At 66.7% G+C, this 24,996-nt stretch carries 18 protein-coding genes and 4 pseudogenes; 10 read left to right on the top strand and 12 right to left on the bottom strand.

The window, feature by feature from the left end:
* Nucleotides 1–120 precede the first annotated feature (120 nt).
* The 5 genes and pseudogenes from F4553_RS00245 to F4553_RS00225 all read left to right on the top strand — a co-directional run bounded on the left by F4553_RS00245 (nt 121) and on the right by F4553_RS00225 (nt 10,166).
* The gene (locus F4553_RS00245) at nt 121–2,364 is read left to right on the top strand and encodes a VMAP-C domain-containing protein (protein ID WP_184830635.1); all 2,244 of its coding nucleotides are present in this window, start codon (nt 121–123) and stop codon (nt 2,362–2,364) included.
* Nucleotides 2,357–3,316 (top strand): AAA family ATPase, encoded by a 960-nt coding sequence (locus F4553_RS00240; RefSeq protein ID WP_184830633.1) that lies wholly within the window; start codon nt 2,357–2,359, stop codon nt 3,314–3,316. The genes F4553_RS00245 and F4553_RS00240 overlap by 8 nt, the downstream gene beginning before the upstream one ends.
* Nucleotides 3,313–4,671, top strand: a pseudogene (locus F4553_RS42765) (SAV_2336 N-terminal domain-related protein); the annotation flags it as partial. The gene F4553_RS00240 and the pseudogene F4553_RS42765, both read left to right, overlap by 4 nt.
* 330 nt (nt 4,672–5,001) lie before the next feature.
* Entirely contained in the window at nt 5,002–8,508 is a 3,507-nt protein-coding gene (locus F4553_RS40440) for a tetratricopeptide repeat protein (RefSeq protein ID WP_312875044.1), read from the top strand.
* A 374-nt stretch (nt 8,509–8,882) separates the two neighbouring features.
* Entirely contained in the window at nt 8,883–10,166 is a 1,284-nt protein-coding gene (locus tag F4553_RS00225; protein WP_312875043.1) for a tetratricopeptide repeat protein, read from the top strand.
* A gap of 323 nt (nt 10,167–10,489) precedes the next feature.
* Here the strand turns inward: F4553_RS00225 and F4553_RS00220 are convergent, their stop codons facing one another.
* Nucleotides 10,490–10,846: a tetratricopeptide repeat protein gene (locus F4553_RS00220; RefSeq protein WP_281394948.1), complete on the bottom strand. Its 357-nt coding sequence runs from the start codon at nt 10,844–10,846 to the stop codon at nt 10,490–10,492.
* On the opposite strand from F4553_RS00220, the pseudogene F4553_RS42760 reads away from it, so the two are divergent.
* Nucleotides 10,739–11,428: pseudogene (locus F4553_RS42760) on the top strand (tetratricopeptide repeat protein). The gene F4553_RS00220 and the pseudogene F4553_RS42760 sit on opposite strands and share 108 nt — an antisense overlap.
* Nucleotides 11,429–11,547: 119 nt before the next feature.
* On the opposite strand, the gene F4553_RS41630 reads toward F4553_RS42760, so the two are convergent.
* The 5 genes from F4553_RS41630 to F4553_RS00190 form a co-directional block, all read right to left on the bottom strand.
* Nucleotides 11,548–11,676, bottom strand: coding sequence for a hypothetical protein (locus F4553_RS41630; RefSeq protein ID WP_281394923.1), 129 nt, complete (start codon nt 11,674–11,676; stop codon nt 11,548–11,550).
* Nucleotides 11,677–11,720: 44 nt separating this feature from the next.
* Nucleotides 11,721–12,335, bottom strand: coding sequence for a helix-turn-helix domain-containing protein (locus F4553_RS00205; RefSeq protein WP_184830625.1), 615 nt, complete (start codon nt 12,333–12,335; stop codon nt 11,721–11,723).
* A gap of 4 nt (nt 12,336–12,339) precedes the next feature.
* Nucleotides 12,340–12,780: a hypothetical protein gene (locus F4553_RS00200; protein ID WP_184830623.1), complete on the bottom strand. Its 441-nt coding sequence runs from the start codon at nt 12,778–12,780 to the stop codon at nt 12,340–12,342.
* Between the two features lie 202 nt (nt 12,781–12,982).
* Nucleotides 12,983–14,101 carry a methyltransferase domain-containing protein gene (locus F4553_RS00195; RefSeq protein ID WP_184830621.1) on the bottom strand — a complete coding sequence of 373 codons (1,119 nt, stop codon included), beginning with the start codon at nt 14,099–14,101 and terminating at the stop codon, nt 12,983–12,985.
* Complete coding sequence (locus tag F4553_RS00190; protein ID WP_184830619.1) at nt 14,098–14,271, bottom strand: hypothetical protein; 174 nt, start codon at nt 14,269–14,271, stop codon at nt 14,098–14,100. The genes F4553_RS00195 and F4553_RS00190 overlap by 4 nt, the downstream gene beginning before the upstream one ends.
* 234 nt (nt 14,272–14,505) lie before the next feature.
* On the opposite strand from F4553_RS00190, the gene F4553_RS00185 reads away from it, so the two are divergent.
* On the top strand, nt 14,506–16,371 hold the full coding sequence (locus tag F4553_RS00185; RefSeq protein WP_184830617.1) for a hypothetical protein: 1,866 nt from the start codon (nt 14,506–14,508) through the stop codon (nt 16,369–16,371).
* 12 nt (nt 16,372–16,383) lie between these two features.
* Here F4553_RS00185 and F4553_RS00180 read toward each other — a convergent pair whose 3' ends face one another.
* Together F4553_RS00180 and F4553_RS42755 are read right to left on the bottom strand one after the other, a co-directional pair.
* Nucleotides 16,384–17,238 (bottom strand): inositol monophosphatase family protein, encoded by an 855-nt coding sequence (locus F4553_RS00180; protein ID WP_184830615.1) that lies wholly within the window; start codon nt 17,236–17,238, stop codon nt 16,384–16,386.
* A 71-nt stretch (nt 17,239–17,309) separates the two neighbouring features.
* Nucleotides 17,310–17,518: pseudogene (locus F4553_RS42755) on the bottom strand (phosphorothioated DNA-binding restriction endonuclease); the annotation flags it as partial.
* Nucleotides 17,519–17,801: 283 nt separating this feature from the next.
* Here F4553_RS42755 and F4553_RS00175 point away from each other — a divergent pair.
* A pseudogene (locus F4553_RS00175) lies at nt 17,802–18,369 on the top strand (IS5 family transposase); the annotation flags it as partial.
* A 3-nt stretch (nt 18,370–18,372) separates the two neighbouring features.
* Nucleotides 18,373–19,824 carry an RNA-guided endonuclease TnpB family protein gene (locus F4553_RS40435; protein ID WP_312875105.1) on the top strand — a complete coding sequence of 484 codons (1,452 nt, stop codon included), beginning with the start codon at nt 18,373–18,375 and terminating at the stop codon, nt 19,822–19,824.
* Between the two features lie 216 nt (nt 19,825–20,040).
* Here F4553_RS40435 and F4553_RS00160 read toward each other — a convergent pair whose 3' ends face one another.
* The 4 genes from F4553_RS00160 to F4553_RS00145 form a co-directional block, all read right to left on the bottom strand.
* Complete coding sequence (locus tag F4553_RS00160) at nt 20,041–20,358, bottom strand: hypothetical protein (RefSeq protein WP_184830613.1); 318 nt, start codon at nt 20,356–20,358, stop codon at nt 20,041–20,043.
* A gap of 3 nt (nt 20,359–20,361) precedes the next feature.
* A complete protein-coding gene (locus F4553_RS00155) occupies nt 20,362–21,438 on the bottom strand; it encodes a hypothetical protein (protein ID WP_184830611.1) in 1,077 nt (358 codons plus the stop codon).
* 377 nt (nt 21,439–21,815) lie between these two features.
* Nucleotides 21,816–22,718 (bottom strand): hypothetical protein, encoded by a 903-nt coding sequence (locus tag F4553_RS00150; RefSeq protein WP_184830609.1) that lies wholly within the window; start codon nt 22,716–22,718, stop codon nt 21,816–21,818.
* Nucleotides 22,719–22,722: 4 nt separating this feature from the next.
* A complete protein-coding gene (locus tag F4553_RS00145; RefSeq protein WP_221469630.1) occupies nt 22,723–23,070 on the bottom strand; it encodes a hypothetical protein in 348 nt (115 codons plus the stop codon).
* An 86-nt stretch (nt 23,071–23,156) separates the two neighbouring features.
* On the opposite strand from F4553_RS00145, the gene F4553_RS00140 reads away from it, so the two are divergent.
* Complete coding sequence (locus F4553_RS00140; protein ID WP_221469629.1) at nt 23,157–24,995, top strand: WD40 repeat domain-containing protein; 1,839 nt, start codon at nt 23,157–23,159, stop codon at nt 24,993–24,995.
* The last annotated feature ends 1 nt before the right edge of the window (nt 24,996 follow it).

Here is a 24,996-nt window from a genome sequence, read left to right as displayed (position 1 = left end):
GATCTTTGGAGAGGCCGCCGTCCTGGATGTGGCGGTGGACAACGGTCAGCCGTTTCCGGAGTCGCACAGCGCCTATTGGTCAAATCCGGCTGTGTGGGCAGCAGTGGCGGCGTTCCTCGGATGACCGTGCACGTCGCTCCGGACCGGGTTTTCGTGCTCGCCGTGGGGATCGAGAAATATGCACATCCTGCCTTGTCGTCGTTGCCCGGTGCTGCTGCTGAGGCTCTTCGTGTTGCTGAATGGGCCAGGCGCTGCTCGGTTCCGGCGGCGCAGATCACCATTGCGTGCTCGTGGGCTGACGCCGAGGGTGCAGATGTCGAGCAGGTACATGGCCAGAGGATCGACCTTACGGACGAGGCATGTGACACCGACAACGCCTGTTACCAACAGATAGAGCCGACGCAGGAAGCCATAGCGCGCTACGTGGTCGAGGTCGCGGAGCGAAGCGGAGACCTGTTGCTCGTCTTCTGGTGCGGCCATGGAGTGGTATTCGACGGGCGGCGGGTGCTGTTCACAGCTGATGCAGATGCGAACCACTTGCGGGGGATGGATGTCGAGCAGGTCCTTGATTACCTACGGTCGGTTCGGGTCGCCGGGTTCGGCCGCCAGGTTGTCTTGATCGACTCCTGTGCCAACCATCTTGAGGACGTTAAACCTGACGGCTCATGGCGTGCTCTGGTCCGTCCGGCAAACCTGCCGTCGGGCCGCAACCGGGAGAATGTTGATCAGTGTGCTCTTCTTTCGGCAGCGCCTGGACAGACTGCCAAGTTTCGGTGGACCGCGCGGCACGCTGCGTTTTCGGATGTTGTGATGACCTGGCTGGAACGACCTGATAGTAATTTTCTCTCGCTCGACATGATGGCGCTTGTACTACATGTCCAGGAGACCTTTCATAGGCTGCATGCCGAGAGCGAGACGCGTCAGACACCGGTCTTGCTCTGGCAACGCTTCAACGATAGCCGTGTGAGCGACCACTTTCCTGCGACAGTGGTGCCGCCGGTGGACGTGGCCGATGCCGGGCTACGGCTGGTGGCGGAAGTCGTGGCGGACACGCCGATGGTCTCGGACGGCGACGGACGCCGCCTCCTATTGCGGCTTCTCGGACTTCCCGCGGGCGATGACCGGTCAGCGTTCGTCGCCGCGATTGCGCGGGAGTTTGCGGCTGGGCGTGCCGCAACGATTCAGGAGTATCTCAGCTCGATGGCGCGCAATGAGGCCGATCGGCTGGCAGTGGCCGACGCAAGCCATGCGTGGCACCGACGGCAGTGGACGGCTCCGGTGCTGCGCGCATTGCCGATCGTCAGTGCCGAACAGCTACGGGCAGCATTCTTCCGTGCGATGCCCGATGCCAACAAGCCTCCGTCCTTTCTCGCAGAAGCGCTTGACTGGGCCGCCGCCGGTCAGCGGATGGCAGGCCGTCCTGCCCCTTTGCATCATCTTGTCGCCGAACTGGAGCACATCACGGGATCGTCCGTTCCGGACGGCTGGTTTGACCTGCCAGACGTCACGCTCAAAACACTGCGCGCCGACGTGGCAAAGGCGAGCGAAGCCATGGCGCGGCTTGTCGTGGATCTCCGTAACCCGGCACTGCCGGTCGACGGATACGCATGGCCATCTGCGATCGCAGGTCACCTGCTCTTGCCAGGATCGGATTGGCGTCGCAAGACGCTCGTATGCCAGCCCACCGCTGTGGGTGTTCGGCTGGCGATAGCGGAGCTGTTGCTGTGGGCGCGCCAGCGAGCGAGCGCATTTGTGCTGGGTATCATCGCGCCGCGGATTGTGCTGGACGAGATGCCCGAGGCTTGGGAGTTCGGAGATGAACTTCTGGAGTCTCGGCCATTCTGGCGGGAACTACCGACTGTCCTCCACAGCGCCGAACGCCTCGGCAACGAGACCGCGAACCTGTTGTGGAAAGCACGGACCGAGGAGATTCGGGCACATGTCTCCGAGCACCTGCCTGACGTCATGTGGATCGTGGAAAGCGATCAGGACAAGCCTGCCAACATCCGCGACCAGGTGCTCGACGGCGGCGCTGCTTGCCTCGGCTTAGAGTTCGTGACCCCGCGATACGCCCGAGAGCAGGGGCTCAGCCGCGACCCGATCATAGCTGCCATCGCGGCTGGTGCCCCCTACATAGTGTGCCTCAGTACGGAGAACCCCCCACCCGATTGGCCAGCTATCCGGCAGCTGGTTCGCGAGGTCGCCGAACACGGCCAGTTCGATGAGTTGCCGCTGCGTCTGCACCGGATGCGCAAGGTTGTCGGCGGGCCCGGCCGCGAGTTGCGGCTGATTTGGGATGAGCCGAGAGCGTTACCACCGATTGGCCAGCTCTGCGAGGTCCCGTCCGGAGGAAAAGATGACTGACTTGAACCTATACACCGGAACCTCAGAGCCGCACAGCGTGACTCTGCCGCCTGCACCGCCGTGGCGCCGGTTCGCCGGTGCCGCGATGGCTCATCCGGCCGAGATTACCGAGGATCCGGTAGCAGGCGCAGAATTCAACGCCGACCAGCCGACAGTGGAGGCGGTCAATGCGGCGCTCGTGCTGCGTCGTCCCCTCCTCCTGACAGGTCGGCCGGGCTCGGGAAAGTCATCGCTCATCTATTCGGTCGCCCGAGAACTGCGCCTCGGTCCGGTATTGCGATGGCATGTCACCTCCCGAAGCACTTTGCAGGATGCCCTGTATCGGTATGACGCGATCGGCCGACTGCACGCACACAATCTTGAAGGCCGTACTCCAAAGTTGACCGAATACCTTCGCTTGGGTCCGCTAGGAACGGCCCTGCTGCCAAGCCGTCGCCCGCGGGCACTGCTCGTTGACGAGATCGACAAAGGTGACATCGACTTGCCGAACGACCTGCTCGATGTCTTCGAACGCGGCGAATTTCACATCCCGGAACTCACCCGGCTGGCCGCCGATCGGGAAGAGGTCCGCGTCGACGATAGCGACGACGTCGTGGAGATCGAGCGTGGCCGGGTGCTGTGTGCGGAATTCCCGCTGGTCGTGCTTACCAGCAACGGCGAGCGAGACTTCCCACCGGCATTCTTGCGCCGCTGCATCCGTCATCGGATGCCAGACCCCGAAGACCAGGACCTCGCCGCCATCGTGGCCCGGCACCTGGGGAAGTCCCACGCGGACGCGGCTGCGACCTTGATCGCCGATTTCGCCGAGCGAGCCGCCAAGAGCAAGGCACTGGCAACCGACCAGCTGCTCAACGCGGTGCACCTTGTGACGGGCCAGTTCCCCGTCGACAGCCCTGAGCGGCGTCGGCTCGTCGACCTGCTGTTCAAACAACTCACTTCGGACCACCCGTGATCGAGCGGCTGGCGGCAGCCTTGCGCCAGGCCGGTCTTGACCCGAGCTGGCGAGATCTAGCCGACATCCTGTGGCTGGCGGACGGGCAATTCATCTCAACGACTGGGGCGCTCCCTCCGGAAAGCTCCCGGGAAACGGCCCTACCGGCACACCCACCTTCTGTCCAGTCCCTCGCCCGACCCCTGCGTGACGTTCCCAAAACCGCACAATCCATCGCATCGAACAGCGAGTCGCTCACATTGCGCCGCGCCAGCGCGGCGTCAGGTGCCTCCCTAGCCGTCGGGTCAGTCGCTCCCGCCACACCCCGGCCGTGGGGAATCGGCATCGGCCGGGCACTGCGACCCTTCGAAAGACTGCGCTCGGCATCCAACACGCAACGGCTAGACGTAGCTGCCACAGTAGAGCAGTACGCCGACACCAGAGTGCTGATACCCATCATGACCGCAGCCAGGGAGGGCTGGTTCCACGAAGTAGCATTGATCGCTGACGACTCGCCCACAATGGTCGTCTGGGAGCCAACAGTTGCCGCTGTCGGCAACCTGCTAGAGCGCCACCACGCATTTCGCCGCGTCTCTCACTGGACGATCAGCGGCGACGCAGACCGGATACGCCTGCACTCGAAGTCAGGCTACGAGGTCAGGCCTGAAGAACTCGCTGCCCCTGCCCGGCGCATGATCCTGATCATCACCGACGGCGTCCATCGCATGTGGGCCGGCAACAATGCCCTCTCCGCCCTCCGCACCTGGGGACGCAACGCACCCGTCGCATTGTTGCAGGTACTACCGCCACGACTCTGGCCCGCAACGGCGCTAGGCGAGGCCAGCCTGGCCGTCACAGCAACCGGGCGTGGCGCACCGAACGTGTTTCTGCGGGCCACACCGCCATGGTGGTGGACAGACGACCAACCCCCGCTCCACGCCACACCCTTGATCAGCCTCGACAGACGCCCACTGGAGAGCTGGGCAAGAACGATCATGCAAGCTGACGGTACAAAGCTCGGCGCAGTGTTCACTGACCGCCAACGCAGAGCAACGGCCGACCACCGGACAGAAACGGCCCGCGAACGCATCGCATCCTTCCGCAGCACAGTTTCCGATGAAGCCGCCGAGCTCGCGGTTCTACTCTCCGCTATCGAAGTTACGCTGCCCGCAGCACAGGTGGTGTTAACCGAGCTCATACCAGAGGGAAACGTCGTCCATCTCGCAGAAGTACTCACCGGCGGGCTGCTCCAGCCGACGCCCCACACAGACCCGAACGCCCCACCGAACTACGACTTTCTACCAGGCGTCCGCGACATCCTGCAGGAATCACTCACTGCGACGACTACATTCAGCGTGTGGCGCGCCGTGGCGCCACACCTCGAACGTATAACCGGCCATCAGGCACCCTTCTCACAGCTACTAACGACCTCAGGCCGGTCGCCAAGGACAGAATCCGACTCGATGCTGGTCGGCATCGCTTCCGAACTCGCGGACCGACTCGGGCTACGGATTCGCCCGAATTCGACGCCAGCCCGCATTGGATCCGTCGACATAGAGCAGAGCGTGGTCCCCGCCTCCAGGCTCACTAGTTCTGCGCGGTCATCGCTGCCAGCCTCCAGTGACTCCATAATTCAGTCGTCAGACCCTGCTGTGACGTCGGCCGTGTCGAGTTGGCCAAGCGCAGGCCCGACGGAGATGAGGGTCGTGGACCTGGAGATCTTCGAACAGACCTCCAGCTACTGTGAGTTGAGGTTGTCGTCGGGGGGCGAGTTGTTGAAGACCCGTGGCCTGGACACGGCGGCGGTGGACCGCCTGATCGAGATCGTGGAACACGACTACAGCCACGACACGATCGCCTCACAGGTCTTCAAATCACCACGGCTGAGTGCGTTGGGTGCGGATCTGGCTGCATTCCTTGATGGTGATCAGCGATGGCTTACCTCGGTCTTAGATAGCGCCTCTGGTATGACGCTGCGTATCACGGCGGCGACGCGACTGCGGTATCTGCCCTGGGAACTGCTGTGCGTAAACGGCTCGTTTCTGAGCGTTTCGCGCTCTTCGCCGCTTCTGCCGGTCCGCGCAGCAGGCACGAGTGCGGCGTTGCCCGCCCCTGCTATCGGAAATCGACCGCTACGAGTGTTATTCATGGCAACGTCCCCCGAGGGTGTCGAACCGGTGCTGAACTTCGAGGCGGAAGAAGCCGCAATTTTGGCGGCAACCTCGCAGTCCGGCATCGACCTCGTGGTCGAGGAAAGCGGCACTTTAGCAGGGCTGCGTTTCCGGATCATGGACTACGGCGCGGAGTATTTCGATGTGCTACATCTGAGTGGTCACGCGAGTCTCCATGACGGCCAGCCGGTGTTCCTGGTGGAAGACGAGTTCGGTGGCATGGCGTATGCGACGGCGGATAAGGTAGCGCAGGCGTTGGCTGGACGCTGGCCCCGGTTAATCTTCGTCTCCGCCTCCTTCTCGGGCGGCGCGACTAGCGAGGGCCTGCCATCCATGAGTGAAAGCCTCGTCCGTGCAGGTGCGCCCGCGGTGCTGGGGTGGGCCCTACCCGTCGGAGATGTTTCGGCGACGGAGTTCGCGGCGGGGCTCTACCGAGCTCTCGCCGCCGGAGAGCCTCTTGATCAGGCCGTCATTGCTGCACGCAGGAGCTTGTACCACCGCATGCGCGCCAGCTGGCACCTGCTGCGTATGTATGCCGACCGGTCGCCTCTGGCTGCGATGGTGACCCCGCTCAACTCCAAGGGCCGGGCGGGGATCGGGGTCCGGGCCGCTGATCAGAAATTCCTGGACCCGCAAACCCAGTTGTCCCGGGTCGCGGCGCGGTCGGTGTTCGTCGGGCGGCGGCGGGTCATCCAACGCTGCCTGCGCACGCTCAAACAGCCGGCCGGGGCCGCCGGCGGCGCTGAAGGCCTGGTCCTGCACGGGATGGGGGGCTTGGGTAAGAGCAGCCTGGCGTCGCGGCTGCTGGAACGGATGCCGACCCACCAGCGGGCGGTCTGGTACGGCCGGGTCGATCTGACCAAGTTCCGGGAACTCACCGACAAGATCCAGTTCCCTGCCATAGAACAGCAGATCGAAGCCGCGCAGCTCCTCGACAACGAGCAGGTCCCGCTACCGGTCCGGCTGCGCTACCTGCTGCGCGCCGACGGGCCGCTCGGCGCGACCCCGTGCCTGTTCGTGTTCGACGACTTCGAAGTCGGCAACCTCGACCCCCACGCCGGCAGCCACATCCTCAGCCCGGCGATGGCCGAGATCCTCCCCGCCCTGCTGAAAGCCATCCGCGACACCGGCAGCCGCAGCCGCGTCATCGTCACCAGCCGCTACCGGTTCCCCACCCCGGCAGGCTGCCGCATCACCATCGAATCGCTGGAAACGCTCACCGCGATCGAGCAGGCCAAGAAGCTCGCCAACCTCACCAACCTGCGCCCCGGCTCGACCCTCGACGCCGGGATCAGGACGAGGGCGATCGAGGCCGCGGCAGGCAATCCGCGGCTACTGGACTGGCTGGACCTGATCGCCGCAGACAACACCCTAGACGTCGACCTCCTGCTCACCGCGATTACGGACGAAGCAGAACGGTTCCGTAGAGAGACGATCCTTGCCACCAACCTGCTGCATTCCCAGCCCGTGGAGTTGCAGCGGATGCTGGCCAAAGTCAACGTTGTGGAACTACCCATCCCGTTCGCGACCGTGAGCGCGTTGGTTGACCACCCGGACGCTGCGGGCTACATCGAGCGCGCCACTCAGCTCGGACTACTCGAAATGGGCACCGACCCAATATCCGGCCAAGCGCGATTCTACGTATCCAGTCTCCTAAGCCCGCTGATCCGCCCCCTGCTGACCGATGGCGAGTACGTCCACGCCTGCGTATCAGCCGCCCGATCCCTATACGAGGAATGGGGTGCCCCGTTCGATGTCCAAGCATCCCTATCCAAGGCACACGAACCGGACGTCCAGACGCCGCAACGGACCCAACGGCGTTGGTCAGGCGCCCATACATCGGGCGCATTGGCCCAGATGGTCGTCGGACTTCTGGAGGTGCACCGGCTGGCGGTGGCTGGGCGTGATGCTGCGATCGCGCGGCAGGTCGGAGGCAGCGTGGGTCGAGCGTGGCTGCGCACGTCACGGTTCGCAGATGTGGACACTCTCGCGACCGCGACCCTGACGTTAGGTCCGGACGCTGGTGCGTTCTATGACCGAGGTGGGGCTCGAGCATCGACCGGACAACCCCGGCTGGCGTTGGGCGACTTTCAGGAGGCTCTGACCCTGTACCGTGCGGCTGACGACCGCGGTAATGAGGCGGCCACCCTCACCAACATCGGCCTCGCGTACTACGGGCTCGGGGACCGCCAGCAGGCGTTGACCTACTACGCGCAGGCGCTGCCGATCCAGCGGGAGGTCGGCGACCGGGCCGGCGAAGCCGTCACCCTCACCAACATCGGCCTCGCGTACTACGGGCTCGGGGACCGCCAGCAGGCGTTGACCTACTACGCGCAGGCGCTGCCGATCCAGCGGGAGGTCGGCGACCGGGCCGGCGAAGCCGTCACCCTCACCAACATCGGCCTCGCGTACTACGGGCTCGGGGACCGCCAGCAGGCGTTGACCTACTACGCGCAGGCGCTGCCGATCCAGCGGGAGGTCGGCGACCGGGCCGGCGAAGCCGTCACCCTCACCAACATCGGCCTCGCGTACTACGGGCTCGGGGACCGCCAGCAGGCGTTGACCTACTACGCGCAGGCGCTGCCGATCCAGCGGGAGGTCGGCGACCGGGCCGGCGAAGCCGTCACCCTCACCAACATCGGCCTCGCGTACTACGGGCTCGGGGACCGCCAGCAGGCGTTGACCTACTACGCGCAGGCGCTGCCGATCCAGCGGGAGGTCGGCGACCGGGCCGGCGAAGCCGTCACCCTCACCAACATCGGCCTCGCGTACTACGGGCTCGGGGACCGCCAGCAGGCGTTGACCTACTACGCGCAGGCGCTGCCGATCCAGCGGGAGGTCGGCGACCGGGCCGGCGAAGCCGTCACCCTCACCAACATCGCCATGATCCACCGAGATGAAGGTGACCTCGACCAGGCGATCACCGAATTCGAACACGTCGTCGAACTCGACCGCCAGGTCGGCCACCCTGACCTAGCCGCCGACACTGCAGCCCTCGAACAGTTACGCCAACAACGAGCACAAGATTCACATGAAACCTGACCACCCCGTCCCGGACTCCCGACGCCAAATTTCGAGAGCGGCGCAGCCGGTAGTCGACGCCATCGAATGCGCGAATCTGCCGCTGTCCGCGCGCTCATGCTGATGAGCGGATGTTGCAAGTGTCTGGTTGGTGGCTGTGGTGGTGTTCGAGTTTGCGGGATGATTTTGGTGTTTCTGTCCTATTCGGATCTTGGGTTTCATGCCGGGCTTGTGGGGGCTGCCTGTTCGGGTCGGGGTTGCATGGCGTGGGGCGTTGGCAGAGGTTGCGGGAGGGGTTGGGGTTGGTGGATGTGTCGGCGTCGGCCGCTACCGGTGGGGAGGCGGGACGGTTGGTTGGTGGTGGGTTTGGTGTGGTGGTTGGACGGTGGGCGGAGGTGCATCGGCTGGCGGTGGCGGGGCGGGAGCCGGAGATCGCTCGGGACGCCGGGCGCCGGGTGGGCAGGGTGTGGCTGAGCCGGTCCCGGTTTGCCGATGTGGCGGCGATGGCACAGGCGACGCTGGCGTTGGGTCCGGACGCTGACGCTCTGCACCATCTGGGCTGGGCGCTGTCGTCCACCGGCCGCCCATGGCAGGCGTTGGACTGCTATGTGAAGGCGTTGCCGATCCGACGGGAGGTCGGCGACCGGGCCGGGGAAGCTGCCACGCTGAGCAACATCGGCGCCGTGTACGACGTGCTGGGTGACCTGCGGCAGGCACTGGCCTACTCCGAGCAGGCGCTGTCGATCACGCGGGAGGTCGGCGACCGGGCCGGGGAAGCGACCACGCTGACCAATATTGGGCTGGCGTATAACAAGCTGGGTAACCGGCGGCAGGCACTGATTTACTACGAGCAGGCGTTGCCGATCCGGCGGGAGGTCGGCGACCGGGGCGGGGAAGCGGCCACGCTGAGCAACATCGGCACCGTGTACAACGGGCTGGGTGGCCGGCGGCAGGCACTGACCTACTACCAGCAGGCGCTGCCGATCACGCGGGAGATCGGCGACCGGGCCGGGGAAGCGACCACGCTGAACAACATCGGCTTGGCATACAACGGGCTGGGTGACCGGGAGCAGGCCCTGACCTACTTCGAGCAGGCGCTGCCGATCACGCGGGAGATCGGCGACCGGGCGGGGGAAGCGATCACGCTGAGCAACATCGGCGCCGTGTACAACGGGCTGGGTGACCGGGAGCAGGCACTGGCCTATAACGAGCAGGCGCTGCCGATCCAACGGGAGGTCGGCGATCGGGCAGGGGAAGCGACCACGCTGAGCAACATCGGCGCCGTGTACAACGGGCTGGGTGACCGGGAGCAGGCACTGACCTACTTCGAGCAGGCGCTGCCGATCAGGCGGGAAGTCGGTAACCGGGCCGGGGAAGCGGCCACGCTGAGCAACATCGGCGCCGTGTACGCCGAGCTGGGTGACCGGGAGCAGGCACTGACCTACTACGAACAGGCGTTGCCGATCCGGCGGGAGGTCGGCGACCGGGCCGGGGAAGCCGTGACCCGGTACAACATTGCGATGATCCACCGCGCGGGCGGCAACCTCGACCAGGCTGTCAGCGAACTCGAGATCGTCGTCGAACTCGACCGTCAAGTCGAACACCCAGACCTCGCAGCCGACACCGCCACCCTCGAACAGGTACGCAGCGAACGAGCACAACACCTCGACAAGACCTGAACCACCCAGCCGCCCGGTGACGTCCACCAGCAACGCTCTGCTCGACCCCAATCTGCCGCGACCCGGTCGGCAGTCCGTACGACCAGATCGCAGACGAGCGACCTCGGCCGTAACCGTGAGAAGCATCGGCATACCAACGATGGGTGTCGGCTTGGACGGGGCCAGTTCGCGCTCGTACTTCCTATGCTCACGACGCTTGGCATGCATGGAGTTCTGCTTGCGATGTGGGTTTAAGCTGGGCATACGTGGCTCTCATGCCGCGTATTGAATCAACTTTGCCGCGTATCTGGCGCGCTGTCTTCAACAGGCCGCCGCAGACTACGTCAGGAGGCCTTCCCGCGCCGGCGGATGTCCTCAACCCGGCCCAGCAGCGGCTCGGCTTCCCCGTACCGGCCCAGGTCGTACAGCACCGTGGCGAGGTTGCCCAGGGAGATGGCGACAGCGGGGTGGTCGGGGCCGTGGACCTGCTCATTGATGGCCAGGGCCCGGCCCAGCAACGGCTCGGCGTCGGCGGCCCGGCCCAGGTCTCGCAGCACCAGGGCGAGGTTACTCAGCCGGATGGCGATGTCGGGGTGGCCGGGGCCGTGGACCTGCTCGTTGATGGCCAGGGCCCGGCGCAGCAACGGCTCGGCTTCCCCGGCACGGCCCAGGTCTTGCAGCACCATGGCGAGGTTGCCCAGGGAGATGGCGACTGCAGGGTGGTCGGGGCCGATACGCTGGGAAACCTCGCCATTGTGCTGCGGGACCTGGGCAAGGCGAGGGACGCCGAACCGCTCCTACGCCGGGCCCTGGCCATCAACGAGCAGGTCCACGGCCCCGACCACCCCTAAGCGGCCCGCTCGCTATGTAACCTCGCCCAAGAGCTGCGCGCGCTGGGCCGGGCAGGTGAAGCTGAACCCCTGATGCGCCGTGCACTGACCGCCTTTGAGCGGGCCTACGGCCCTGACCACCCCTACGTCGCCATCGCCCTGCGTATCCTCGCAGGGGTGCTTCTAGATCTGCGCCGGGGCGGAAATGCCGAGTCACTGCTACGTCGTGCCGAGCAGCTTCGAGGTCGGCACGAACGATTACTTCCACGCCAAATAGACGCCGGAGCTAGCCTCCTGTATCAGGAAATAGCTGGCGTTAGCCTGCTAACGCCTCTGTCGCGTCTCTTGCACGGATCGCGCTTCGAAGGCGGGGAGGCACGAAGCCTTGATAAGCGAGATGGCGGCAACTTACGAGCCTCCACATCCTGTCCCCTCCGGCGGCCTTGTCGGTGACCGCGAAACGGGCGCTCCGCCCGGGAGAAAAGCGCGAGCGATCACCCGGTCCGCCAGATCAGGCGCACGCGCCGCTAACGCGGTCTGGAGCTGCTTCAACGCCGCGGTTTCGCTCGCAGTCAGTGCCCCAGCGAACCGATCACGCAGAGAGTCCAGTGCCGCCGCCCGGTCACGAACGGCCCGGAGCTCGCCACCGAGCTCGTTGCGAGCGCCTCCCACCGGGCCGTCTTGGCAACCGGAGAGGTCATTGAGAAAGGGTACTCGTAGCTCCGGCTTGGACGTGGCTACGGAATCAAGCTGTGCTGGGGTCAGCTCTGAGGAGGAGCCGGAACCGAGCACGGGCCTCCGCGGCGGCATGACTGAGGGTCCGGTCGAGGGTGATCTGCACGGCCAAAGGCGGTCGGGGCGCGGCGGGCTGCTCCCAGGCGACGGCGGCGGGGACGGGGACGCCGATGAGTTCGGCGTATTGCAGGTAGTTCAGCCGCAGCGCTTCGCGAAGGGCGCGGAGTTCGCGGGCGGTCCAGTGGGCGACGACGATCGCACATTCGCAGTGGCCCGGGTGGGTGCAGTGTGTCAGCAGGCTGGCCGCGGCCTGGTCGCGGGCGGTCTGTGCCGCGAGGGCACGGGCGATGTCGATCAGGTGGATGGCGGCTTTGTGCAGGACACCGCCAGCGTGCAGGACACGGTCAGCGGCTTGCCAGAAGCCCAGCGCGGCCGACTGCTTACCGGTTTCCGTACCCGCAACGGTGCTGCGGGAATAGGAGGTCAGGGTGGCGAGTTCTTGCTGGGTGAGCCCTGCGGCGGTGCGGTAGGCGGTGAGGATCTGGCCGACCTCACGCCGGTAATCATGCACCATGGCCGTGGTGACTCGCCGGGCCCGCAACGGCGCGGACGGAGTCATGCGCATCTAGTCATCCCCGCCAGGAAGTCGCGACCGTGGTCACGGCGATCACGTCATCGATACGGTCCACCAGCCCAAAGCCAGACGACCCGGCATGGAGGGCAGGCACTGGGTCGATCGCTGCGGGCAGGCACCGTAGCTGTGCCGCCTCAGCGGCACCGAGCCTAGGCTGCTGGGCCTGCTGGCGGCACTCGCCTCCAGCGACGGCTAGACCGCGCAGGCGTACCAGCGCCGCATCCGCGTTCAAGATGGCATCGGTGTGCTGGGCGCGGTACAGGCCCGGGAGCCGCATCCCGGCCTCGACCTTGCCGATCAGGTCGGCGGTGACGAATTCCTGCTTGGCCAGCCTGGGATGCGACAGCCCCACCGCTGTGCACCGATGATGCAGTTCAGCATCGAAGTAGTCCAGCAGCCACCGTTTCGGCTCAAGGGTACGCGCGGTGGAACTCATGTCCTCGCCTCTTGATCAGGGGTAGCCAGACGAGCTTGCGTCATCGCGCACCGTGCCTTCTCGTGCTCGGTGCTGCGGGTGACGCCACATCGGGAGGATGCGCCCGGCGGGGTTTGCGTCGTGAGGTTCCAACCTCGGCCGTTGGTCGGTGATGGGAGGCGGCCTGCATGGATGTGCCGGCCGCCTCCAGCACAGGCTGGGCCTAGGCGTCGGTCTTCGTGACGATCTGGTCGGGCGTGTCGAGCCAGACCTGTTGCTGGCGGCGGGTCACGGTCACCCCGAACCGGGAATATGCGGGTCGGTCCTGCTCGACCCACCAGTGGTAGGCGGACTCAACTTCGTCCCACAGCCTGCGGGGCCCGTACTGGTGCACGGTCGTGGCCAAGTGCAGTGCCGCCCACGAGTCCGCCGCGCATAGCCACACAGTGTCGATGAGTCCCTCGTCGTTGTAGTCGAACCAGGACAGGCAGCCCGGCACCAGTAGGCCTATCGCGAACTTCGCGTGCTCGCCGAAGAGGTCCTCGGGCCCGATGGCCGGAACGCTGGTTGTTGCCAGTTCGGTGAAGTTCGTGGGGGCGTCGGGTGCGGTGAACTGCTGCGTGCGTATGGACATGAACGAGCTGCCGATGTCGGTGAAGTTCCCCGACGCCGATGCTCCGTCGCCTGCCACCATCAGGCTCAGGATCGCCCCGGAGTCCAGGTCGCTGCGCCACGGGGTCACGATCACCCCGGCTCGCATGGTCTGCTGTACCCATGCATAGGGCACGGTGTGCACCGTCGCGGTGCTGATCAGTCGGTCGAACGGTGCCTCATCCGGTACCCTGGACAGACCATCACCGGTGATCACCCGTACCGGTAGGCCCGCCGCCCGCAGGCGGCCGCTCGCCTGCTCGGCCAGGTCCACGTCGACCTCGACCGACACAACCTGATCCGCCCCGAGGTATGCAGCTAGCAGTCCCGCATTCCAGCCGGTACCGGTACCGATCTCCAGGACCCGCTCGCCTGGTTGCGGGTCGAGTTGGGTGAGCATCGCGAACACCATCGACGGCTGGCTGCACGAACTTGTCGACCGTCCGGTCTTGTCCTGCTGGGTCACGATGACATGATCGGAATACACCGCCCGATACCAGCCGTCGGGATCAGCCGCCAGATCGATCTGGTCCATGGTCGAGCGGTCTGGCCATGCATGCAGCGCACGCGGTGGGATGAACGTATGCCGCGACGCCCGGTTGAATGCACGCGCCGGCCACGAGTCCTGCTCCCCGAACAGGTCATCGGCCAGGGCTTGCTTCGCCGCAAGCCACGGCGCTGGCTCCGTCACTTCTCGTCACTCCCCTTATCGTTGCCACCGCCGCCGCGACGGCCCCCGCCGCCCTTGTTCTGGTCCTCCGGCCGACCGAACTTGCCCGACCCACCACCCGCCTTGCCGAAGTCGCGGTCGTCAGCGTGCGCACCGCCACCGCTTCTCTTGTCGTCCTTCTTGTCACCCATGGCCGTCCTCCTTCACAGTGTGCGGCGTTGCGCCGCCGGACATCTCGGTGAAGGCCGCTGGACTGCGTCGTCCGAACCTTCAACCGCGACGATCTTGGACTGGTTGCTGCGCCCGACGCCTGCGCCGGTCGCCTGTCCAGCGAAACGCAGGGCACCGATGCAATGGTGAATCGGTAGCTGATCGATAGCGAAGTGTCACTGTGTTGAACTTTCAGTTCTGTTAAATTCCTAGTCGTGGGAGCGGCTTTCCTGTCATTTCTGGAAGCCATCCGTCGCGGATTCGGAGAGGTCAACCCCGACTACGCCGGGTGGCTCGTACCCCGCGATCAGCAAGAGCTGGCGATCCTCGACGCTGCCGGCGCCACTCACATTCGACTGCCTGGGTGGGTTCGGGATGAGATCAGCGACCGTATTGCTGAAATCATCAGCAGGGACACCTCGTCGAAGAGCCGAGCCAGACTGGCCGAACTCGCCCGCTACTACCTGCGACCCCTTGCTCCCAAGGATTCGGCTGCCAGCCGTGCGAGCCTGAGCAACTGGCGCCACGACGCTCAACAGCGGCTTGCAGAGCAACTCATGGAGTACCACGCCTCCAGCCTTGAATTCCAGCTCACAGGCCTACCTCGCAAGGGCGAGCACCTCGGACTGGCGGCGATGGCTCGCGATCCCGCCGTCGCATGGATACAAGCCCTGCATCCTCAGGAACGCGACATGGCCATATACCGCGCCCTGGCCGACGCCGCCAACGAGGCACGGACCAAGGCGGACGCACGCGCCCTAGTCGGCGTCGCGCTCATCGCCTCCCGGCTAGCGCCGGCTACAAACCCTGAGCCCGTGAACGACTTCGACGGGACCCCGCTACACGGTATGTACGGCCGCAAGTTCACGCGGTCGAGGCTCGCCCTCCCGCTCGTCCTACTGTGCCTTCACCGGTCTGCCCTGGTTGCTCGACGCCCTGGACAGCAGGCCGATCGGCGTACCGTTCTCGTCGCCGGCTACCGACTCGCTCAGTCAGGCGACGGACCGGCCGCTCAGCCGAGCCGTCTCTCTGTCCTGGACGAGGAGAACACCTTCGACCCGGACCTGCTGGCCGAAGCGATTGCTTATGCGTGGCAAATGATCTCCACCGGGGATGCCAAGCCCGTGCTCGCCGCTGTTACCCGCTACGCTGCGTTGGCGTCGGGCATGGTGAGTGAACGTCAACACCAGGAACTCGCGCTCCTCAGCGTCGCCGTAGCACGTCGGCACTCCGACCGCCGCGCACTCGGCATCGACCTGCACCATCCAGACTTCCGCAGCGACTCCACCGACTCGATCCTCTTCCAGCTGCGATTCCGGCGCGAACGCCTCCTACTCGCCAGCCACCACGACCCAGGCTCAGACTGGCGCCCCGAAATCAGGCGCATGGAGGACCTCCTCGCGGTCAGACGACAGCTGCTGCCCGCCGAGGAGTCGAGCCGAATGGAGAAGGTCCTGCTCCATCTCCAGCAGGGCGTCCTGCTGCGACAAGCACGGGAACTGACCGCGGCAGGACAACCGATGGACACCCTTTTGGCAGCACCCACCGAAGGTCAGATCATGGCCGCGATCCATGCGGTCGACGACATGGTCATCTCCATGCGCGCGAGCTTCGACCTCGCCGACCGAGATGCCGACCAGGTCACAGCAGTCAACGCCCATCGGCGCAAAACCGAAGCAGACGGCGTAGTGCACCTACTCAGCCGCATACCTCACCCCGAAGCCCTCGCCGGTGCCCGCAGACTCCGCCGAGACCTCAACCGCCTCGACGAGATCTACTCAGACCAGCTCACCATCACCCGCGCAGACGTCACCGTCCTCTGGCTCCTCGCCATGGCAGATCAAGCCATCAGACACAACGAAACAGAACAGGCCAGGCATTATCTGACATCCGCCATCGCCGAACTGCCCGACGGGATCCCCCACCTGGCCATACGAGCCGCCAACATCGCCGCCTACATCGGCGACAACGAGCTGACCCGGCAACTGATCACCAGGATCCCCGAAAGCCGCACCTGGCCCTCGTACCTCAGGCACCTGATAACCCGACTGCGGTCCGTCCGACCATCGCTCCCGACGTAGGAATTCTGTCGGTCAGCGCCCGGACGCTGCCACTACGATCCGCGCGGCCACCGGATCCGACGCGATCAAGGTGCTGTCGAAAACCGGATCCGGAAGATCCAGCGCGATATCGATCTCAGTCCGCTCACGACCATCACGGTCTGTCACATTGAGACCTGCCGCGTACGCGAGACATAGACCCGCCGCACCGTCCCAGATCTTCTGCCGCTCCCGGTAGAACAACCCGAACGGCTCCAGAGCCGGATCGGTGACCGACTCCAGATCCACACAAGCCCTCACCATGTCCAGCGTCTGCGACGTCGTGCAGGTCTTCAACCGATACCCGCTCGCCACGAGCTCCTCCTCGCACACACGCTCCGGCGTACCGGAACTCCTCGTCATCGATAACGCATACGCTCCGCTCGCCGTCAGCGCATCGACCGGCATGCCGTTGACCTCGATCGAGTCGCCCGGCCCGGTCAGCCGTACACAAACCGGAGTACGGCCAGGGCCGATCTCGGGCGCAAGCACGAACGCAGCAACCGGTCGGCGATCCTCGACGAGACAGACGACACTGCAGAACTCGCGGCCGTCGCTCTTGACGAACTGTGCAGTTCCGTCGATGGGATCAATAATCCACGCTCGTTTACTCACGCCGCGTCCGTGAAGCAGCCCCGCTCCGTATGCGCCTTCTTCACCAAGGATCACCGCGTCTGGGTCCACAGCCCGAATGCATCGGATGATCTGTCCTTGAACCGCTTCATCGGCCTCCGACAGCAACGTCGCATCAGCCTTCTGCTCCACCCGCAGAGTCGGCCTGGCCCGAAACTCGGCAAGTACAGGCGTCAAGACGCTCTCCAGCTCCAGCCACAATGACGCGATCTCCACAGGCGAGATTCTATGAGATGAGCTAGCGCGCAGGCTGCGGCGCACTATCAAGCCCAACCAGGCAATCGGCGTCAAACGGTGAGCGGCTGGCCTTGGAATACCTGATCGCGATGCCAGTCCAGATGCTGTGGGGCGGGACGTGAGGTTCCAGGGCGTGCTCGTAGACACTGGCCGTGCAGGTCGTAGACGCTTTGCCTGTAGGGGTGCGGGCGTTGAAGGCGGAGAAGGCGCACAGCCGCAAGTTGGCGTCGATACCGAGGGCGCCGCGGTCGAACAGTCGAGATCCTGATCTTCGAACCAAACTTGGAATCAGCACTCGGCCTCGGCAGTTCACCCCGTGACCGGATGCGCGGCGAGCAGCTGCGGAACACGATCCGCGAGCTCGACCTGCAGGATGCAGCAAAGGAGTCTGCTGAGCTGCATAAGCTACTGACCCTGCTGGGTTGGACATCGTGAACACCGCTAGGCAGCGTCTCGAAGTAGTGCGTGTTGGTGGTCGATAGACAGCGAGGTCTCCGGTAGAAGGTTCATCGACCAAGACGAACTGAATACCACAGACCTCGGTGGACACCTTAACGGTGACGAGGCGGCACGACCTGACCGACGCGCAGTGGCGGCTCCTGGAACCGTTGCTGCCTGCGCGTACCCGTCCGGGTCGGCCGTCGCTGTGGACCAGACGGCAGCTGATCGAGCGTGCGGTGGCGGGTCCGGGTCGGTGCACCGTGGCGCGACGTCCCGCCCTGCTACGGGACCTGGCAGGCCGTGTACGGCCTGTTCCGCCGGAAGCAGCGGGCCGGGGTCTGGCTGCGCCTGGTCGCCGGTCTGCAGCGGCGGGCGGACGCCCTCGGGTTGATCGGCTGGGACGTCAGCGTCGACGCCACGACCGTGCGGGCTCATCAGCACGCCGCCGGAGCCCGCCGCAACGGCGACGCCCAGGCCGAACCACCGGTCGGCGAACCGGCCGATCACGCGTTCGGCCGCTCACGCGGCGGGTGGACGACAAAGCTGCACCTGGCCTGCGAACAAGGACGCAAACCCTTGTCGATGCTGCTCACCGCCGGGCACCGGGGCGACAGCCCGCAGTTCGCGGCGGTCCTGGCCGGCATCCGCGTAGTTGGTCGGGTTGTCGGTGGTGTGTGGCATGGTGTTGTGGCTCGTTTCACCGCGTTCCGGTTCACTGTGGACCCGACGCCGGGGCAGGAGGTCCTGCTGCGGCGGTATGCGGGTGCGTCCCGGTTCGGGTACAACCAGTGCCTGCGCCTGGTCAAGGACGCCCTGGATGCCAAGGTCCGTGGTGGTGTGATGAAGGTGCCGTGGACGGGTTTCGACCTGGTCAACGCGTTCAACGCGTGGAAGCGGTCCGGGGATGCCGGGCGGGTGATGGTCGCCGCCGGGGATGGGACGGTTTCGATCGAGGCGACGGGTCTGGTGTGGCGGGCGGAGGTCAGTCAGCAGGTGTTCGAGGAGGCCGCGGTCGACCTCGGGCGCGCGTTGGCGGCGTACACGGGGTCGAAGGCGGGTGCTAGGGCGGGGCGGCGGGTCGGGTTCCCTCGGTTCAAGTCCAAGAAGCGCACCCGATTGGGGTTCCGGGTCCGGTGCAAGACCTCACGTGCCGGTAAGGCTGACGTCCGGGTCGGCGACAACGTCGCGCGGTCGGTGACCCTGCCCGGGATCGGGGTCCTGGTGGTGCGGGAGGACACCCGCCAGCTGCGGCGGATGCTGTCGAAGGGCCGGGCGAAGGTCCTGTCAGCGACCGTGGGCTATCGGGCTGGGCGGTGGTTCGTGTCGTTGACCTGCGAAGCGGCGGACCTGCATCAAGCCCGCCAGCACCCGCAACCCGACCCAGCCGACGCCGCTACCGGCACGACCGGCTGCGGGTGGGTGGGAGTCGACCGGGGCCTGTCCGCGTTCGTGGTCGCCGCCCGCGCCGACGGCACACCGGTGCTGCGGGTCGACGACCCGCCGCGGCCGTCGAGGGCCGGGATGGGCTGGCAGCGCCGCCTGGCCCGCAGCGTGTCCCGCAAGCAGCTCGGCTCCGCGAACCGCCGCGACGCCGCCGCCCGGCTCGCCAACCATCACGCCTATGTGCGGACGGTCCGGCAGCGTTTCCTGCACCACGTCTCCAACCAGCTGGTCAAGACCCACGACCGGCTCGCCCTGGAGACCCTCAACATCACCGGCATGCTCCGAACCCACCGGCTCGCCGCCGCGATCGCCGACGCCGCCTGGGCCGAACTCGCCCGCCAGGTCACCTACAAACAGGCCTGGCACGGCGGGCGGGTGGTCCTGGTCGACCGGTGGTACCCGTCGACCAAGACCTGCTCCGCCTGCCGCACCATCACACCCGCCATGCCACTGGGCCAGCGGGTGTCCACCTGCGGCACGTGCGGGTACCGGGCGGATCGGGACCATAACGCCGCGGTCAACCTCGCTGTCTGGGCCGAACAGCACCACGCCCGGCCCGGGACCTCCACGCAGGGGGCCCGGTCACCAACGCCCGCCGAGGGGAAGGCACTGGCCCGCGCACCCGCGCGGGTGAAACCGGCCCCGACGACGTGGGAACCGCACCCACCCCCACCGGAGTGAGGCGCGGACGCCCGAGAAGGGCGCTGCCTCAAGATCCAAACGGACTTCGAGACAGGCCGTAGGCCAGCGCAATCTACAACTACAAATGCCGGTTAGCCGATAGAGGACTGATCAAATGACCCACCCCAGTCTGCCTGCGTGAATCACACGGAGGCAGACCGTACAGTGCCTACGGAACAGTCTGGGCGTTGATGTTCACGCGTGCCCGGACCCGGGTCAGCTCAGAACCGTCCCCGACAGCCAGCCGGCCAGTGCGAGCCCTCCGAAAGTCAGCGCATACGCGGTCAGCACCCGCCGCGGTGCGCCGTCCGCCGAGCCGGCGAGTAGGACCCTTGCTGCGCAGATAGCCGACACGCCAAGAGCAGCCGCGAGTACCAGGGCCAGAACAATCCGGGTGCCGCCGAGCCCTGGACCGCTCAGCGCTGCTCGCAGTGCCGCTGCGGCAAGGCTGGCCAGGCCGATGACGTCGAAGGCGAGCGGTATCCATACCGCGGTGCGGTAGGCGCTCAACTGTCGATTCGGGGTGGTGGGCATCGGTCAGCTCCTGGTCGCGGGGTGCTGGTACGGGGTGGTGGGCAGTTCCGTGCTCGGAGCGTAGGCAAGAGTCCGCGTGAGCGACAGGAGCTCGGGTGCGGCTCCGGTGATCACGCCGACAGCGGTCTGGATGATGGCGGCAGCCAGTGCCCAGTCCTCTAGGAACGCGATGACTTGGAGGGCTGCGATGCTGTAGCCGGCGACGGCTCCGACGCCGGTCTCGATGAGGGCGGTTCCGGCCGCTGACGCGATGCCGATGATGATCAGCCGGTCGACCAGCGAGCCGATGAGGCCGTTGAGCTGCCGCTGGGCGAGGTTGGTGGCGAAGGAGATGCCGCGGTAGGCAGCGGCGAGGTCGCGCAGGGTGGCGGCCTGGGCGCGGATGGCGGTACCGGCATGGGCGAAGTAGACGGCGGCAGCATCACCTGCGGTTCCCTCCCATCCCGCGTGGGTCTGCCGGGCGTCGGCGGCGAGGTGGAGGTCGACCTCGTCGAGGCAGTCCGCGAGCCGGGTGAGCGCGACCGCCCACGTCCCGAACTTCTGCCAGTCGCCGACCAGCAGCTGCGAGACGTGGTCGAGGACGTCGACGCCGGTGACGCTGGCGGCGATCATGTTGAGGTCGTTGGTGAGGGACAGGTATCCGGCCAGGACGGCGAGGTCGATGTTGCCGTGCATGACGTCGTCAGGCAGCTGCCCGGGGTCGCTCAGGGCTGCGGCCGGGTCCTCGAGTGACCCGGTCGGATAGATCAGAGGTTCGTGTGGGCCGACCTGCACTGGCCCGGGGAGTCGGCGGTCGAACCGTTCTGCGGCCGCGGTATCGGTGCGGGTGTAGTAGCGGGCGGCGGCCCGCATCCCGTCGGCGCTGTCGAGGAAGAACCTGTCGAGACGGGTGAGGCTGCCTTCGACCACGGCCAGCACCTCGGCATGCGGCTGCATCAGGGTGTGCAGCGCACCGCGGTCGTACCAGGACATGTCCCCGTGCCGGTGGGCGTACCCGCGGGCCAGGCAGGCGACCTCGCCGAGATCGTCGAGCTGTTTGGCGAGCAGTTCCAGGCGTGCGGTATCGACGCGCAGAGTCATGACCGGCCCCCGTGATGGTGATGAATGTCGGCAGATCCAGGGTGGCAGTCCGCCGAGTTCAGAACAACCGGGTGTGGATAACCACATCAACCATGAGTGACTTGTCGCGTGTGGCGTCCCACCCAGCAGAAGAGGCGTGGGACTGCCCCGAGTTTCGTTGACTCTCGAGGTTGGGGCAGGTCAGGCTGAGTTTGTGGTAGTGAAGTGTCTCAAACTCGGCCGACTCTGAAGCGGTCACGCCGGGGCGGGCGCCGTCTTCGATGTCGGCGAGTTTGACCCAGCGGTGCAGGCACGACTCGGAGATCCCGAAGTCCTTCGCGATCTGAGCCGGGGACGAGGGCGGCGACCGCCCTCGCCACCGCGGCCGTGCCCGACGTTCAGCGGCCTTTGCGTACCAGCCGGGTGATCTCCTGGCCCTCGGTCTTGGCGAGCGGGCCCGCGCTGTCGGGCGCGGCGACCCCCAGCGAGATCGCCAGCGTGCGACCGTGCAGGTCGAGGGCCGCCTCGCTCAGTTCGGTCAGGTCGGCGATCGCGGTCCGCGCTCGTGTCCACCCCGCCACCGCCGTTCCCCCTGCGATCAGCAGGGCGGGCCACCACCACAGGCCCAGGACCAGGTAGGGCAGGGCCCATGCCGCGGTGACCACGGTGTTGGCGAACCTGGCGTCGGCGGCGGCGATCTCCGTGCGCACGGTGTCCGGGAGCACGAACCACAGCCTCGACCAGCCGAAGCGAAGATCCAGGCCGTAGCGGTTGTAGCCGATCGAATCGACTGCGGCGACACGATCGCCCATCCAGGTGGGCCGCGTGGGTTCGGCCATCGCCACGGTGATGATCTGATGCGCCAGGGCGTCGATGGCTGCCTGATCTGCGGGCGTCCGGTCCTTGGGCGGCTGCTTCTCCCGTTCCTGACGCTCCCGCACCAGCTCGTTCCACCAGGTCCGCCGCCGCGCGGTCCGCCGCTGGGCCACCTGCCGCAGCCTGACCGGCCACGTCCCCAGCCACCAGGCGCATACCGGTCGGCGCAGGGACCGGACCAAGAGCCCGACGGCTCCGGCTGCGGCGAGCACGCACAGCACCCCGACGGCCTGCGCCAGGGCGGGCAGAGTCCCCCACGTCGCGGTCGCCTTCGTCGCGGAGGCGGTGAGCAGCCCCGGGTCCAGCGCATGCGCCCAGCCGAGGACGCTGCCGACCCAGGCGGCGAGGACGAACGCCAGACCGGGCAGGAGGCCGACCCATCGGTCAAGCGCCCTGTTCGCCAGCCCGCCGATGAAGGTCTCCACGCGGTCAGCGCCGGACCATGCTCACACCGGTGAGCCGACACGTCGGCGCCGCACCGGCCGGGACGGTATGGGCGATTCGATCGCAGGCACGATCAGGACACCCGTAGGACTCCTCGTCGGCCCTGCCGCCGGCCGCACCGGGCAGACCGGTGCTCACACCACGCACCGTGTCGGTCATGCTGACGCCCAGCAGATCTTCGAGCAGCGCGGTGACCGGCAGCCGGGCTCGGGCCGCGGCCTCGATCGCGTCGAGTTCCCGCGCCTCGTCGGATCCGGCGAACTGCTCGCGTAGCAGCGGCAACTGCTCGCACAGGTCGCCGAGCACGATTCGTTCGACGATTTCGGTATTCACCTGTCCCACGGTTTCGGAATGCTATCGACAAGCGTGCCGCCTTGCCAATTCGCGTCGGGCGATGAGTCGACCGCTACGATGCCGCGATGACGATCGATCCCGGGGTGGAGATCGCGATGGGCGACACGACTCATCGGCCCGCGATGCAATGGCGCCTACAGACCTCGCCGAGGCCCGCCACCACCGTTCACATCCAGGTCGGCAGCCTCGACGACGGCGGGTGGTACGTGCGCCACACCGGCTTCGGCGACCGGCGCTTCGCCGACAAGGCAGCCGCGTGGCTTGCCGTGCGCAGACTGCAGGAGCGCCACGACCAGAAGCCGTGGGAGGTCGTCGAACCGGACTCGGGTCCCTTCTCGGTGTTGCGCAGGGCGGACGGCGCTCGGATCCTCTACGACAACCAGGAGGACGAGTGCCTCCACACGCACTGGGGTTGGGCGCAGGACGAGATGTGGAAGGCGTACGAGTCGGCCATCAACCGGGGGCAGACGTCGCACAGTACGCAGACCCACACCGCCCTGAACGGATTCATCGAGCTCACCGAATACACGGACCCGCTGGACGGCTCATCGCGTTTCGCCGTGGTGACCGCCAACGAGGAGGGCGTCGACTACCGGGTCGTCGACTACCCCGACTACGACCTGGCCGTCGAGGCGTACGAGCACGAGGTGCGGCAGTTCGCCAGCGACGAAATGCCCTTCCAGTCGAGCGACGTCCGCGGCGTCCCCGTCAGTCAACGGTCGAAAGCACCGGCGGGCTGGCACACCCTGCCCTCCGGCGAGAGCGTGATGATCGACGACTTGGAGGAGTACGACTCCATCTACGGCCTGCCCATCCGCATTCCGTGGCGGCTCACGGTCAGCCTCGCGCTCCCCTACCCGGTGCGGGGCCTCACCGACGCGCCCCGCCCCTACGGCCCGCCGCCGATGACCGCGGCCGACGTCACCGACGCCGCGTGGCGCGCAAGCGGCGGGCCCACACGCCCCCACGATCTCCACCTGACGGTGCTCCCGGACGGAGAGCGGATGCTCGCCTCCGCCCACGACAGCCTGGCGCATGTCTGGCGCGCGGGAGACGACCAGCCGGTCCGTTCGTTCTCCGGCCACAGCGAGAGAGTCCTCGCCGTCGCGCTGACGTCCACCGCGGACCACGGGCCCGTTCTCGCGACCGGAGGAGCCGACGGCATGGCGCGGATCTGGTCGGTCCGCAACGGCAGCCCCATGGCCGAGATCCGTACCGACCAGGTCAATGTCCACAGTCTGGCCTGGGCGCATCCCCCCGACGACATCCCGTGGCTGATCACCGGCGGAGACGACGCGACGGTACGGGCGTGGGACCCCGAGCGGGGTCGCCGGCGAGTCGCCTTCCGGATCGGCACACCTCAGATCGAGAGCGTCTGGTCGACCGCGGCGGCGGTCCTCTCCGACGGCCACGTCTGCATCGCCGCGGTGACCGGCGCGAGCGAGTCGTCCACGGTCCACGTCTGGGACGCGACGACCGAGGCCAAGCTGCACGAGTTCACCGTGGAACACGCGCCGTCGACCTCGAATACGCCGGCGGTGGCCATGACGGCACTGATCGACCACTCGTTCCGGGTGGCGGCTCTGGCGGGCGGCCTGGTGCGGGTCTGGGACGGCCACACCGGCCGGATGCTGTTCACGCTCCCCGCGCCGCAAGACCACTGCGGCGGCGTCGCACTGGCGCAACTGCCGGACCTGCGGGTCGCCGTCGCCGTCTCCACGGGCCGCTCGACAGTGATCTGGGATGTCGAATCGGGCACGGAACTCGTATCGCTGGAGCACCCGCCCGGCCGAGACCACCCTCGCCTGAGCCTGGCGGCACTCGACGACGGCGGGCTGCTGCTCGCCGTCGAGGACCCGACCCACAGCCCCGCCCGGCTCGTCGAGATCCAGGCTGCCCCGTGAC

Source organism: Allocatelliglobosispora scoriae (assembly GCF_014204945.1).
Taxonomy (GTDB): Bacteria; Actinomycetota; Actinomycetes; order Mycobacteriales; family Micromonosporaceae; genus Allocatelliglobosispora; species Allocatelliglobosispora scoriae.
Note: the sequence above shows the minus strand (reverse complement) of the source record. Positions and strands in the feature narration are given on the sequence as shown.